Source organism: Pseudomonas sp. DY-1 (assembly GCF_003626975.1).
Taxonomy (GTDB): domain Bacteria; phylum Pseudomonadota; class Gammaproteobacteria; order Pseudomonadales; family Pseudomonadaceae; genus Metapseudomonas.
The window spans coordinates 4,798,830-4,811,708 of record NZ_CP032616.1 but is presented as its reverse complement, the minus strand read 5'-3'; the positions used below and the strand labels follow the sequence as shown (position 1 = coordinate 4,811,708).

The 12,879-nt window shown below is 62.7% G+C and carries 11 protein-coding genes and 2 tRNA genes; 2 read left to right on the top strand and 11 right to left on the bottom strand.

Annotation, left to right across the window (positions count from 1 at the left end; all coding sequences use genetic code 11):
• Positions 1-70 precede the first annotated feature (70 nt).
• From dnaB to rnr, 7 genes are all read right to left on the bottom strand, one after another.
• Positions 71-1,465, bottom strand: coding sequence for a replicative DNA helicase (gene dnaB, locus D6Z43_RS22590; RefSeq protein ID WP_120654253.1), 1,395 nt, complete (start codon positions 1,463-1,465; stop codon positions 71-73).
• Positions 1,466-1,578: 113 nt separating this feature from the next.
• Complete coding sequence (gene rplI, locus D6Z43_RS22585) at positions 1,579-2,025, bottom strand: 50S ribosomal protein L9 (RefSeq protein ID WP_120654252.1); 447 nt, start codon at positions 2,023-2,025, stop codon at positions 1,579-1,581.
• A gap of 21 nt (positions 2,026-2,046) precedes the next feature.
• The gene (locus D6Z43_RS22580; protein ID WP_120654251.1) at positions 2,047-2,940 is read right to left on the bottom strand and encodes a hypothetical protein; all 894 of its coding nucleotides are present in this window, start codon (positions 2,938-2,940) and stop codon (positions 2,047-2,049) included.
• Between the two features lie 36 nt (positions 2,941-2,976).
• A complete protein-coding gene (rpsR, locus tag D6Z43_RS22575) occupies positions 2,977-3,207 on the bottom strand; it encodes a 30S ribosomal protein S18 (protein ID WP_016495030.1) in 231 nt (76 codons plus the stop codon).
• A gap of 28 nt (positions 3,208-3,235) precedes the next feature.
• Positions 3,236-3,643 carry a 30S ribosomal protein S6 gene (gene rpsF / locus D6Z43_RS22570; protein ID WP_120654250.1) on the bottom strand — a complete coding sequence of 136 codons (408 nt, stop codon included), beginning with the start codon at positions 3,641-3,643 and terminating at the stop codon, positions 3,236-3,238.
• Between the two features lie 209 nt (positions 3,644-3,852).
• Complete coding sequence (gene rlmB, locus D6Z43_RS22565) at positions 3,853-4,599, bottom strand: 23S rRNA (guanosine(2251)-2'-O)-methyltransferase RlmB (RefSeq protein WP_120654249.1); 747 nt, start codon at positions 4,597-4,599, stop codon at positions 3,853-3,855.
• On the bottom strand, positions 4,596-7,343 hold the full coding sequence (rnr, locus tag D6Z43_RS22560) for a ribonuclease R (protein WP_120654248.1): 2,748 nt from the start codon (positions 7,341-7,343) through the stop codon (positions 4,596-4,598). The genes rlmB and rnr overlap by 4 nt, the downstream gene beginning before the upstream one ends.
• A gap of 208 nt (positions 7,344-7,551) precedes the next feature.
• Here rnr and D6Z43_RS22555 point away from each other — a divergent pair.
• Both D6Z43_RS22555 and D6Z43_RS22550 read left to right on the top strand, forming a co-directional pair.
• Positions 7,552-7,638, top strand: a tRNA-Leu gene (locus D6Z43_RS22555).
• Positions 7,639-7,746: 108 nt separating this feature from the next.
• Positions 7,747-7,833 (top strand) — tRNA-Leu (locus tag D6Z43_RS22550).
• Between the two features lie 114 nt (positions 7,834-7,947).
• Here D6Z43_RS22550 and D6Z43_RS22545 read toward each other — a convergent pair.
• From D6Z43_RS22545 to D6Z43_RS22530, 4 genes are all read right to left on the bottom strand, one after another.
• Entirely contained in the window at positions 7,948-9,882 is a 1,935-nt protein-coding gene (locus D6Z43_RS22545; protein WP_120654247.1) for a methyl-accepting chemotaxis protein, read from the bottom strand.
• 155 nt (positions 9,883-10,037) lie between these two features.
• On the bottom strand, positions 10,038-11,333 hold the full coding sequence (locus D6Z43_RS22540; protein WP_120654246.1) for an adenylosuccinate synthase: 1,296 nt from the start codon (positions 11,331-11,333) through the stop codon (positions 10,038-10,040).
• A gap of 103 nt (positions 11,334-11,436) precedes the next feature.
• Positions 11,437-12,621 (bottom strand): ATP phosphoribosyltransferase regulatory subunit, encoded by a 1,185-nt coding sequence (locus D6Z43_RS22535; RefSeq protein WP_120654245.1) that lies wholly within the window; start codon positions 12,619-12,621, stop codon positions 11,437-11,439.
• 34 nt (positions 12,622-12,655) lie between these two features.
• A complete protein-coding gene (locus D6Z43_RS22530) occupies positions 12,656-12,841 on the bottom strand; it encodes a DUF2065 family protein (protein WP_077523748.1) in 186 nt (61 codons plus the stop codon).
• Between the last annotated feature and the right edge of the window lie 38 nt (positions 12,842-12,879).

Here is a 12,879-nt window from a genome sequence, read left to right as displayed (position 1 = left end):
GAGACGGGCTCATGAACGAAAACGGGCGCCCATCATACCGCCTGGGCGCCCGCATTCATTGACCTGCAGCTTATTCGTCTTCGAACTGATAGGCCCCCGGCGCGAGGTTCTCGAAGCGAGAATACTTGCCGAGGAAAGCCAGTCGCGCGGTACCCAGCGGGCCGTTACGCTGTTTGCCGATGATGATTTCGGCCACCCCCTTGAACTCGGTCTCGGGGTGGTACACCTCATCCCGGTACACGAACAGGATGATGTCGGCGTCCTGCTCGATCGCACCGGATTCGCGAAGGTCGGAGTTGATCGGGCGTTTGTTCGGACGCTGTTCAAGACCCCGGTTCAGCTGGGACAAGGCGATCACCGGACAGTTGAACTCCTTGGCCAGAGCCTTGAGCGAGCGCGATATCTCGGAGATCTCGTTCACCCGGCTGTCGCCACTGGAACCGGGAATCTGCATCAGCTGCAAGTAGTCGACCATGATCAGGCCAATCTCGCCGTGCTCGCGTGCCAGACGGCGGGTACGGGCGCGCATCTCGGAGGGCGAGATGCCGGCGGTGTCATCAATGAACAGCTTGCGATCATTGAGCAGGTTGACTGCGGAAGTCAGGCGCGGCCAATCGTCATCGTCCAGGCGGCCGGCACGGACTTTGGTCTGGTCGATGCGCCCGAGCGACGCGAGCATACGAATCACGATGGATTCGGAGGGCATCTCCAGCGAATACACCAGGATCGCCTTGTCACTGCGCATCAGGGCGTTTTCCACCAGGTTCATCGCGAAAGTCGTCTTACCCATGGATGGACGGCCGGCGACGATGATCATGTCGGCCGGTTGCAGGCCGCTGGTCAGATTGTCCAGGTCATTGAAACCGGTGGACAGGCCGGTGATGGCATCGCCGTTGTTGAACAGCTCGTCGATGCGGTCGATGGCCTTGACCAGGATGTCATTGATGCCCACCGGGCCGCCGGTCTTGGGCCGCGCTTCGGCGATCTGGAAGATCAGCCGCTCGGCTTCGTCGAGGATCTCTTCGCCGGTCCGCCCCTGAGGCGAATAGGCGCTATCGGCGATGTCCGTGCTGATGCCGATCAGCTGGCGCAGGGTGGCGCGCTCGCGAATGATCTGGGCATAGGCCTTGATGTTGGCCACGGACGGGGTGTTCTTCGCCAGTTCGCCGAGGTAGGCCAGGCCGCCGACCTGTGACAGTTGGCCTTCCTTGTCCAGCTGTTCGGACAGGGTGACCACGTCGAACGGCATGTTGCGTTCGGCCAGCTTGAAGATGGCGCGGAAGATCAGCCGATGATCATGGCGATAGAAGTCGCCGTCGGACACCTGGTCGAGCACACGCTCCCAGGCATTGTTGTCCAGCATCAGGCCCCCGAGGACGGCCTGCTCGGCCTCGATGGAGTGCGGCGGCACCTTGAGAGCAGCGGTTTGCAGGTCGAACTGTTCCGGGACAGTGATTTCGTTCATGGGCTCGGAAAATTCTCGGGCTGGAAAGACATCGGGCACGTCACCGCTTTCGCAATGACGTGCCCGATGTTAGCGAGCTCGCACCTGAGTGCAAGCTCACTTCGACGGCTTGCTTAGCCGGCAACCACGATCAGCTTGACCGCAGCTTCAACGTCGGTGTGCAGGTGCAGAGCAACGTCGTACTCGCCAACTTGGCGAATGGTGCCGTTCGGCAGGCGGACTTCGGCCTTGGCAACCGGAACGCCAGCGGCGGTCAGGGCGTCAGCGATGTCGTGGGTGCCGATGGAACCGAACAGCTTGCCTTCGTCGCCGGCGCTGGCAGTGATGGTCACTTCCAGTTCGGACAGCTGGGCAGCGCGGGCTTCGGCAGCAGCCTTCTTGTCGGCAGCCTGCTTTTCCAGCTCAGCGCGGCGAGCTTCGAACGCAGCAACGTTCGCAGCGGTAGCAGCGGTGGCCTTGCCTTTCGGCAGCAGGAAGTTACGGCCGTAACCGGCCTTTACGTTCACCTTGTCGCCCAGGTTGCCCAGGTTGGCGATTTTTTCCAGCAGGATGACTTCCATTTGGGTCTTACCTCTTAACTTTTAACCTTCACCGTTCGCGGGACCGGCGCCATTCTTGCGCGCCTTGCGACCGCGAAAATCAATCAGACTGTCGACGATGGCCAAAACCACCAGCAACGGATAGACCAACTGCATGAACAGCAACAGCGACACGTACAGACCTACCAGCCAGAAACCGGCCAGCCCACCCTGCTTCGCCAGACCATGCACCAGGGCAAGGCCGGCAAAAGCCAGCGGCACGCTGCAGATCGGTGTCAGCATCGCCAGCTCCAGGCCCAGGTTCGGACCCAGCAGCATGGCGGCCAGCAGGCCGAATGCCAGTGCCGGCGGCAGTTTCAGTGCGCGAAACTCGCTGCCGAAACCACCGGGGTTGTACAAGGCTGCCTGCCAGTAGCGGCCGAGCGTCAGGCTCAGCACGCTGACCAGCTGCAGCAGCGCAGCGATCAGGCCGGTCAGGACCGGCGCGACCATGGCTCCGAGACGCGCTCGCTCGTCATCCGCCAATTGCGAATAGACGCCACCCATCACCTGCGGCATGAGCTTCTGCAGCTCACCCGCCATGGCGGCAATGGGTTCGCGGAACACCGCGCCCAGCACCAGGCCGTACAACAGACCAAGCGCCACGCTGATCATCAGCACCCGCGTCCAGGACACGCTGGAACGCAGTACCAAGGCCAACCCCAACGCACCGACCAGCACCATCAAGGTGCGCGGTTCGCCGAAGTACCACCAGCCAAGAGCTGGCAGCAAGGCCCAGGCAATGATGCCGAGAGCATCGTTCACACCACGCCGCAGCAGCACCAGGCAACCTGCGGCTGCGCTCAGCCAGAACATCAGGGGCAGTGCCGCTGCACCCGCCACCACGAGGGTGGCCTGCACACGGCCGCGCATGATGAATTCCGCCAGAGCGCGCATTGCGATCTATCCCTTACCTAGGTCGACCGACCGAGATCAACGGCCGTGGCTGTCGGTGTAGGGCAGCAGGGCCAGGTAGCGGGCGCGCTTGATAGCGGTAGCCAGCTGACGCTGATACTTGGCTTTGGTGCCGGTGATACGGCTCGGAACGATCTTGCCGGTTTCGGAGACGTATGCCTTCAGGGTGTTGAGATCCTTGAAGTCGATCTCTTTCACGCCTTCAGCGGTGAAACGGCAGAACTTACGACGACGGAAGAAACGTGCCATGAACTTGGCTCCTCAATAGATCCGTGGATTACTCGTCAGCGTTGTCGCTGTCTTCGCCTTCGGCGACAGCGTCAGTCTCAACGCGCTCACGGCGCTCACGGCGCTCGTTGCGGTTTTCCTCGGCCTTGAGCATCTCGGACTGGCCAGTGATGGCTTCGTCGCGACGGATGACCAGGTTACGGATGACGGCGTCGTTGTAGCGGAAGTTGTCTTCCAGCTCGGCGAGGGCTTTGCCGCTGCACTCAACGTTCAGCATCACGTAGTGAGCCTTGTGAACGTTGTTGATGGCGTAGGCCAGCTGACGACGGCCCCAGTCTTCCAGGCGGTGAACCTTGCCACCGTCTTCTTCGATGAGCTTGGTGTAGCGCTCAACCATGCCGCCAACCTGCTCGCTCTGGTCCGGGTGAACCAGGAAGATGATTTCGTAATGACGCATAAATGCTCCTTACGGGTTGTAGCCTGCCAACATCGTGGTCAGGCAAGGAGTGAATATCTCGTTTGGGCTTGCCGGGCCGGGGACGTGCGCAAGCCTGCCCCCACGGCAAGGGGCGACATTCTAGAGAAGGGCTGAATGCCGCGCAAGGTAAATTGGCGAAACTTTGAACAGCCCCGGACAGCGGCGACGCTGCCCGGGGCAAGCCTGCATCAGGCGCGGGTGCGGCGCTGACGTACTGCCTCGAACAGGCAGACGCCGGTGGCGACAGAGACGTTGAGGCTGCTCACGCTGCCGGCCATGGGCAGCTTGACCAGGTAATCGCAATGCTCGCGGGTCAGGCGGCGCATGCCCTTGCCTTCCGCGCCCATGACCAGCACCGTCGGCCCGGTCATGTCCTGCTCATAGACTTCCTGCTCCGCTTCACCGGCAGTGCCAACCACCCACAACCCCTTCTTCTGCAGCTTCTCGAGGGTACGTGACAGGTTGGTCACCGCCACCAGCGGCATGACTTCCGCCGCGCCGCAGGCGACCTTGCGCACCGTAGCGTTGAGGGTGGCGGACTTGTCTTTCGGCACGATCACCGCCAGCACGCCGGCTGCATCGGCGGTGCGCAGACAGGCACCGAGGTTGTGCGGATCGGTGACACCATCCAGGGCCAGCAGCAAGGGCGCGCCCGGGGTGCGCTCAAGCAGTTCGTCGAGCATGTTCTCGCCCCAGACCTGGCTGGGGCTGACTTCGGCCACCACGCCCTGATGGACGCCTTCGGCCCACTCGTCCAGTTCGTGCCGATCCTTGTGGCCAACCGCGATGCGATGCTGCCCTGCCAGGTCGAGAAGAACCTGGACCCGCGGATCATGCCGGCTTTCCGCGAGCCAAAGCTGCTTGACGCGTTTGGGGTGATGGCGCAGCAGCGCCTCCACGGCGTGTACTCCGTAGACCTTTTCCAACTGACTCATTTCTTGACCTTGCTACCAGGCGCCTTGGGTTTTGGCGGACCTTTGCGGTGTTTCGTGGGTTTGCTGGCGGCCTTGGCCTTCGCCGCCTTGGCTTTCTTCTTCGGCGGCCTGGGTTCAGCCTTGGCTGCGCCATTGCCTGGTTTTTCCAGGGCCTTCTGCGCGGGGCGCGTACCTTTACTGGCCTTGGTACCCTGACGGGCCTCGCTGAGCAGCGCCTGTTTCATGGCCCTGCTCTTGTCCACATCGGTATTGCCAAGCATTTCCTCAGCCTGGGCGAGCATTTCCGGCGGAACCGCCGGCAGCGCCTGCACCTTGCCGGTTCGCTGGCGACGCGACGCCACGGCCGCCCTCGGTTCCTGCTGGGGAGTGTCCCGCTGGGCGTGGCGAGCAGCACCCTTAGCACCTCGACTGCGACCCTTGCCGACCTTGGGCTCTGCAGCCTTGGCCTTGCCTTTGACCGGGGCGGATTTGTCGGTGCCACGATTCTTGCGGCCGACCGGTACGGTGAGGACGTTGTCGGAGAGTTCGAAATCGATCTTGCGCTCATCCAGGTCGACCCGCGCGACCACCACTTCCACCTCGTCACCCAGACGGAAGCTGCGGCCAGAACGCTCGCCGGACAGGCGATGATGGATGGGATCGAAGTGGTAGTAGTCCCCCGGCAGGGCGGTCACGTGCACCAGGCCCTCGACATAGATGTCGATCAGCTCGACGAAGATGCCGAAGCCAGTCACCGCCGATATCACGCCGGGGAACGTCTCGCCCACGCGATCACGCATGTACTCGCACTTGAGCCAGTTGGTGACATCGCGCGTCGCCTCGTCGGCACGCCGCTCGGTCATCGAGCATTGCTCGCCGAGCTGGACCAGGCGCACTTCGTCGTAGGGGTAGATACGCGCCTTGGGCATGCTCGGCGCACCGGCCCGCTGCACATGCACGCTCTCGCGCTTGGAGCGGATCAGGCTGCGAATGGCGCGATGCACCAGCAGGTCCGGGTAGCGCCGGATGGGCGACGTGAAGTGGGTGTAGGCGTCGTAGTTGAGGCCGAAGTGCCCCTCGTTGTCCGGGCTATACACGGCCTGACTGAGTGAGCGCAACATCACCGTCTGGATCAGGTGATAGTCGGGACGCTCGCGAATCTTCTCGAGCAGCGCCTGATAGTCGCTCGGCGTCGGCTCGTCCTTGCCGCGGTTGAGGGACAGCCCCAGTTCGGCGAGGAATTGCCGCAACTTGTCCAGGCGCTCGCTCGGCGGACCGTCATGGACGCGATAGAGCGCCGGAATCTCGTGCTGCATGAGAAAGCGCGCCGTGGCCACGTTGGCGCACAACATGCACTCCTCGATCAGCTTGTGCGCGTCATTGCGCTGGGTCGGCAGGATCTCGGAGATCTTGCGGTCGGCGCTGAAGACAATGCGGGTTTCCTGGGTTTCGAAGTCGATGGCCCCACGCACCTGACGTTGCGCCAACAGTACCTTGTAGAGCTTGTAGAGCTGCTGAAGCGGCTTGACGAGATGCGGCAACTGCTCGGCGAACTGCTCAGCCTCGGCGGATTCCGGGGTCTCCAGGAACTGGCTGACCTTCGTATAGGTGAGCCGTGCATGGGAGTGGATGACCGCCTCGTAGAACTCGTACCCGGTCAGCTTGCCAGCGCGGGAAATGGTCATGTCGCAGACCATCGCCAGGCGATCCACCAGCGGATTCAGGGAGCAGAGGCCATTGGAAAGCACCTCGGGCAACATTGGGATGACCTTCTCCGGGAAGTACACCGAGTTGCCACGATTGGTCGCTTCTTCATCCAGCGCCGAGCCCACCTTTACATAGTGAGAAACGTCGGCAATGGCGACAACCAGGCGCCAGCCGCCGCCCTTGCGGGCCTCGGCATAAACGGCATCATCGAAGTCACGGGCGTCTTCGCCGTCGATGGTGACGAGAGGCAGGTCGCGCAGATCGATACGCTTTTCCTTGTCCTTCTCGGCCACTTCGGGCTTTAGCTTGGCCGCTTCCTTGACCACGGCGGCCGGCCATTCGTGCGGGATGTCATAGCTGCGCAGGGCGACTTCGATCTCCATGCCCGGCGCCATATATTCGCCCAGCACCTCGACCACTTCGCCCTGGGCCAGGCGGAAGCTGCTCGGCCACTGATCGATCTTCACCTGGACGAACTGGCCGTGCTTGGCCGCGCCCTGCTTGCCTTGGGGCACCAGGACTTCCTGCTGGATCTTCGGATTGTCGGCCACCACCCGGGCAATGCCACTTTCTTCATAGAAGCGGCCGACCAGGGTTTCGTGAGCGCGCGCGATCACTTCCACCAGGGCACCTTCGCGGCGACCACGGCGGTCAACACCGGAAACCCGCGCCAGGGCACGGTCGCCATCGAACACCAGGCGCATCTGCGCGGGGCTGAGGAAGAGGTCTTCGGAAGCGTCGTCAGGAATGAGGAAGCCAAAACCATCGCGGTGACCACTGATGCGACCACAGATCAGGTCGAGCTTGTCCACCGGTGCATAGGTCCCGCGGCGGGTATAGATAAGCTGTCCATCGCGCTCCATGGCGCGAAGTCGACGACGCAGCGCTTCGAGCTGCTCATCGGTGGTCAAGCCGAACTCCTCCACCAGTTGCTCCCGACTGGCCGGGGCGCCGCGATCGTCGAGGCGCTGCAGGATCAATTCGCGGCTGGGGATGGGATTCTCGTATTTTTCCGCCTCACGAGCGGCCTCGGGGTCGAGGTTCTGCCAATCGGCCATCAGGGGGTGATCACCTTTTTATCCATAGATGTATTTGCCATGTGTCTTATTGAAGCGCGAATTCCGATTGTCGGTCAGCTTAGTCCGAAGAATAATTTTTTTCGCGCTCAGGGGTTTACAACACAAAAGTCGGCTCGTATAGTTCGCGCCCACAGCGTCGCTGAGACGTTGTGAAGGAAGCAGATGAGCGATCATCGCATCCTGAAGTGCCCAGGTGGCGGAATTGGTAGACGCACTAGGTTCAGGTCCTAGCGGTGGCAACACCGTGGAAGTTCGAGTCTTCTCCTGGGCACCATTTTCAAAAACCGAGCCGCAATGCTCAGTTTCGCATTTAACGGACTGTACGGTTCCGTGTCGTTCAACGATGAACACCGTATAAGTCGATGAGCAATCATCGCAATGTGCCCAGGTGGCGGAATTGGTAGACGCACTAGGTTCAGGTCCTAGCGGTGGCAACACCGTGGAAGTTCGAGTCTTCTCCTGGGCACCACTCTTCAACAAAGCCGAGCTATGCTCGGCTTTGTGCTTTCTGGCTTCCAGGAATTCCGCAACTACCGCAAGATTCGGGGCCAAGCCTGCGCCTCGCCCCCTCCGACCACCCCTATTACGCCTTGAACTGACCCAGGCTGGCCTTCAGCTGATCAGCCAAACCAGCGAGCACACGCCCGCTGCTGGCAGTCGCCGCCACCGCTTCGGCGGCCCGGCTCGCCTCGATATGGATGACATCGACCCGCCCACGCACGCCATCGGCCCCCGTCGCTTGGTGCTCCGCCGCACGAGCGGCCGCCTGCACTGCACCATGCACCTGCTCCACGGCCTGCTGCACGCTCTGCTGCAGGCGCTCGCTGTCACGTAACGCCTCCAACCCCTCTACCGCACGCTCACGCGCCTGGGAAATCGCCGACACCGCCTCACGCGCCCCCGTCTGCAGAGCCACGATGTGCTCCTGGATATCGCCCGTGGACTGCTGAGTTTTGCTGGCCAGCGCCCTCACCTCATCGGCGACGACGGCAAAACCACGCCCACTTTCTCCCGCCCTCGCCGCCTCGATCGCCGCGTTCAGCGCTAGCAGGTTGGTCTGTTCGGCAATGCCATGAATCACCGACAGCACCATTTCTATCTGCTGACTCTGCCGCGCCAGTCGCTCGATTACTTCGGAACCGTTCTGCACGCGCGCCTCCAGGTTCTCGATCAAGCCTCCAACCTTGCGCGCGATGGCTGCGTTGTCCTGGGCCGCCTGACGGATCTCGCCCACCTGGCGCAAGGCATCCTGCATCGCCTGGCTCTCGGCCTGGGCTTCCGCCGCCATCCCGGCCAGCGCACTCAGGCTGCCCTCCACCTCGCTGCGCTGACGGTGTGCAGCGGCCTCGGCCGACTGGCTGCGCTCGGACAGCGCCCGGATCTCCACCCCAGTGCGCTGCGCCACATCACCCGCCTCACGAACTATGGGCTGCAACTTGTCGACAAAACGGTTTACCGCAGTGGCCATCTCACCCACCTCATCGCGACTGTCGAGCTTGACGCGACGCGTCAGGTCGCCCTCGCCCGCAGCCAGATCGTTCAAGGCATTGATCAGCAAACGAAGTCGCACTACCACACGGCGCCCCAGCACCACGGCCAGCACCAGCAGGACGCCGAGGCCGACCAACGCCAGGCCCAGGCCGATACGCCAACGCAACTCAGCCGCCGCTGACTCCACCGCCTGGCGTGTGCCCACACTCATGCTGCCGGCAGCTTCGCGAGCCGACTGCAGGCGAGCAGTCAGGACCGCACTGCTCTCGCTGGCAGCACCAGAGAGACTCTCACTCACCAGTTCACCGCCGCTTGCGATCAGAGCGGCGAATCGCTGGTCCAGCGCCTTCAACTGCTCTTCCACCGCCGCGGTCGAGACGCCCATGCGGACTTTGCCGATCTCGACACCATTGGGACTGATGGGCGCCTCCACCAGGTAGACGGAAGAATCGCTCGCCGCCGCACTCAACACCTTGTCCAACGCACGATCGCCCTGCCCCTTGGCCAGCAGCGCCTTGATCTGCGGGTTCTCGCGATTGAGGTAACGCGTCAGGTGCTGACCATTGGCATCATCGTAGACAACGAAGAGCACATTGGGATTGCGCTGAGCTCTACGGGCGAACTCGGAGAGGGTGGGCACATCGTTGTCCCACATGGCCCGAGGAGCCACAGCCGCAAGCAATTGGGCGAGGTCGTTGGCCGACTCCTTAAGGCTCTGCTCCAGAGTCTGGCGCAACTGCCCCTGCTCCTGCTGGAGTCGCCCACTCAAGGCAGCCCCCAGGCGCTCACGGGTCTTGGCGGAGAGAGCGCTCAGGCTACCGGAAACTTCTTGTCCGGCCTGTTCGAGATCCCCCGTCAGGCGCTGGGTGTCCCCACCCAGGCGCGCGCCCAGTTCATCCACCAGAGAGTTCACGGTGCCCCGCGTAAGGGCAACGGCCACCAGCACCTGCACCAGCAGGGCAATGCCCAGAGCAATGAAGACCGGACGAAGCAATCGGCTTTGCAACAACGACAGGATGGCTGACACGACTTGTGACTCCTTTACGACCGTTACCGCTATAACGGCGACAACCTGGATTTATAAAGTGCCAGCAAGGTACGTGCCGACCGGTAGCGCGACATTCGCGGTCACCGAAACGACGAAGGGCCGCACATGGCGGCCCTTCGGGGGAGTCAGGAGACTCAGGCGTAGGGGTGGCGCAGGACAATAGTCTCGTTACGGTCGGGACCGGTGGAGATGATGTCGATGGGCGCCCCCACCAGCTCTTCCACACGCTTGATGTAGGCGCGGGCATTGGCTGGCAGTTCTTCCAGGCTCTTGGCGCCGACGGTGGATTCGCTCCAACCCGGCAGCTCTTCGTAGACCGGCTGCAGGCCGATGTAGCTGTCGGCATCGGTCGGCGCGTCCACCAGAACCTCACCGTTCAGGTCCTTGTAGCCCGTGCAGATACGGATGGTTTCCAGGCCGTCCAGCACGTCCAGCTTGGTCAGGCACAGACCCGAGATGCTGTTGATTTCGATAGCGCGACGCAGGATCACTGCATCGAACCAGCCGCAGCGGCGGGCACGACCAGTAGTGGAGCCGAACTCGTGACCACGCTTGGCCAGGAATGCGCCGGTCTCGTCGAACAGCTCGGTCGGGAACGGGCCAGAACCCACACGAGTGGTGTAGGCCTTGGTGATACCGAGGATGTAGTCGAGGTACAGCGGACCAAAGCCGGAACCGGTGGCGGTGCCGCCAGCAGTGGTGTTGGAGCTGGTGACGTACGGATAGGTGCCGTGGTCGATGTCCAGCAGCGAGCCCTGAGCGCCTTCGAACATGATGTAGGCGCCTTGCTTGCGCAGCTGGTGCAGGCGTGCAGCGACGTCGATCATCATCGGCTTGAGCAGCTCAGCGTAGGCCAGGGCCTCGTCCAGGGTCTTCTGGAAGTCGACCGCCGGCTCCTTGTAATAGTGCTGCAGGACGAAGTTGTGGTAGTCCAGCAGCTCGCCCAGCTTGGCCGCAAAGCGCTCACGGTGGAACAGGTCGCCAATGCGCAGGCCGCGACGAGCGACCTTGTCTTCGTACGCCGGGCCGATACCGCGACCGGTGGTGCCGATCTTGGCGTCGCCGCGAGCCTTCTCGCGAGCCTGGTCCAAGGCCACGTGGTACGGCAGGATCAGGGTGCAAGCCGGACTGATGCGCAGGCGCTCACGCACCGGCACACCTTTCTCTTCCAGCTTGGTGATTTCACGCATCAAAGCATCGGGCGCAACGACTACGCCGTTGCCGATCAGGCACTCGACATTCTCGCGCAGGATGCCGGACGGGATCAGGTGCAGCACGGTCTTCTCGCCGTCGATCACCAAGGTGTGGCCAGCGTTGTGGCCGCCCTGGTAACGCACTACGGCGGCAGCCTGGTCGGTCAGCAGATCGACGATCTTGCCCTTACCCTCATCACCCCACTGGGTGCCCAGGACTACGACATTCTTACCCATAACACTTGTCCTCTTCGCAGAAGCTCGATGCCGGCAGCTGCCGGCGGAAAACACGGAAACTCGTTAATGGCCGGCAGTTCTGCACCGACCCTGAAACCACTTCCTAGGAAAGCGACTCCACCTGCCAGCGCCCAGCACTCAAAACGAGCTGGCGGTCGCAGCCGGCTTCCTGCGCGCTCGCCGCTTCCTGGCCCGGCAACGCCTGCACCACACGCTGACCATCAGCGCGGAGGCGCTTGACCTCGTACCACAGGTACGGGTCATGGCTGTCTGGCGCCCAGATACCGGAAATTTCTTGCTCCAACGACATGCTGCCCAAGGTCACAAGGGTCTTCAGGTCGGTGGAGAAACCGGTGGCGGGACGGGCACGACCGAAGTCGGCGCCGATGTCGTCATAGCGCCCGCCTTGAGCAATGGACTGCCCAACGCCCGGCACGAAGGCGGCGAAGACCACCCCGGTGTGATAGTGGTAACCGCGTAGCTCACCCAGGTCGAAGTACAGCGGCAACTCCGGATAACGCAGTTCCAGCGCGTCAGCGATGGCAATCAGCTCATCCAGCGCGCGGTGGACGTCTTCCGGGGCATCCATCAGCACCCCCTGAGCCAAGTCCAGAACCTCACGACCACCGCAGAGTTCGGCCAGCGAGCGGAGCATGGAGGCCAGTTCGCGGGGCAGGTCTTCGGTGAGCTCGGCCACCTCGTCCACTGCCTTGCGCTGTAGGGCGTCGAACAGGCTGCGCTCGACTTCACCAGACAGGCCCGCGGCCTTGGCCAGCCCGCGATAGATGCCGACATGGCCGAGATCCATATGCACGTCCGGCACGGCGGCCAGCTCGAGCATCTCCAGCATCAGGCTGATGACTTCCACGTCGCTCGCCGGGCTGGCGTCGCCGTAAAGTTCAGCGCCCAGCTGTATCGGACTGCGCGAAGTGGATAGTGCCCGCGGCTTGGCGTGCAGCACGCTGCCGGCATAGCACAGGCGGTTCGGACCTTCGCGACGCAGGGTATGAGCATCGATGCGCGCAACCTGCGGTGTGATGTCTGCACGAAATCCCATCAAGTGACCCGACTGCGGATCGGTCACTTTGAATGTGCGCAGGTCGAGATCCTGGCCGGCACCGGTCAGCAGGGACTCGAGATATTCGATGTGCGGAGTGACCACGAAGTCGTAGCCCCAACGCTGGAACAGGTCCAGCACCTGGCGGCGGGCTGCCTCGATGCGTGCCGCCTCGGGCGGCAGTACTTCTTCGATACCGTCTGGCAGCAGCCAGCGATCTACCGTTGCCATTTCGCCAATCCCCTCTCAGCCGGGCGGCAAGCCATCAGTGAAGCAGATAAAGGAGGCCAGTCCCCAGCAACATGCTGGACAGGCCCATCAGGCGGAGATGGCGGTCCTTGAACTCTGCCACCCCAAGTACCGCGGCGCGCCAACGGCGCGGATAGAGGAAGGGCAGGATGCCTTCCAGCACCAGCATCAGACAAAACGCAATGCCGAGTTCCTGCCACATGATTCCCGCGGACGCAAAAAAGCCGGGATTTCCCGGCT

Coding starts and splice junctions, on each gene's coding strand:
- rplI (WP_120654252.1), bottom strand. CDS start 2,025: ATGGAAGTCATCCTGCTGGAAAAAATCGCCAACCTGGGCAACCTGGGC.
- dnaB (WP_120654253.1), bottom strand. CDS start 1,465: ATGAACGAAATCACTGTCCCGGAACAGTTCGACCTGCAAACCGCTGCT.
- rpsF (WP_120654250.1), bottom strand. CDS start 3,643: ATGCGTCATTACGAAATCATCTTCCTGGTTCACCCGGACCAGAGCGAG.
- rpsR (WP_016495030.1), bottom strand. CDS start 3,207: ATGGCACGTTTCTTCCGTCGTCGTAAGTTCTGCCGTTTCACCGCTGAA.
- rnr (WP_120654248.1), bottom strand. CDS start 7,343: ATGGCCGATTGGCAGAACCTCGACCCCGAGGCCGCTCGTGAGGCGGAA.
- D6Z43_RS22580 (WP_120654251.1), bottom strand. CDS start 2,940: ATGCGCGCTCTGGCGGAATTCATCATGCGCGGCCGTGTGCAGGCCACC.
- rlmB (WP_120654249.1), bottom strand. CDS start 4,599: ATGAGTCAGTTGGAAAAGGTCTACGGAGTACACGCCGTGGAGGCGCTG.
- D6Z43_RS22530 (WP_077523748.1), bottom strand. CDS start 12,841: ATGTGGCAGGAACTCGGCATTGCGTTTTGTCTGATGCTGGTGCTGGAA.
- D6Z43_RS22540 (WP_120654246.1), bottom strand. CDS start 11,333: ATGGGTAAGAATGTCGTAGTCCTGGGCACCCAGTGGGGTGATGAGGGT.
- D6Z43_RS22535 (WP_120654245.1), bottom strand. CDS start 12,621: ATGGCAACGGTAGATCGCTGGCTGCTGCCAGACGGTATCGAAGAAGTA.